1 pseudogene is annotated in these 276 nt (G+C 52.2%); it reads left to right on the top strand.

The annotated features are described in order from the left end of the window. Positions 1-276: pseudogene (oppF, locus tag SB764_RS39865) on the top strand (murein tripeptide/oligopeptide ABC transporter ATP-binding protein OppF); the annotation flags it as partial.

Below are 276 nucleotides of genomic sequence, written 5' to 3'. Positions count from 1 at the left end.
GCCGGTGTCGGCGCTGGACGTGTCAATTCAGGCGCAGGTGGTCAACCTGCTCCAGCAGCTGCAACGTGAGATGGGATTGTCATTAATTTTTATCGCTCATGACCTGGCCGTGGTAAAACACATTTCCGATCGTGTGTTGGTGATGTATCTCGGCCATGCGGTAGAACTGGGGACCTATGATGAGGTCTACCACAATCCACTACATCCTTACACCAGGGCATTGATGTCGGCAGTCCCCATACCTGATCCGGATCTGGAGAAGAACAAAACCATCCA

This window comes from Paraburkholderia sp. SIMBA_027 (assembly GCF_046535315.1).
GTDB classification, from domain to species: Bacteria; Pseudomonadota; Gammaproteobacteria; order Burkholderiales; family Burkholderiaceae; genus Paraburkholderia; species Paraburkholderia tropica.
This window is presented reverse-complemented; position numbering and strand designations above follow the sequence as displayed.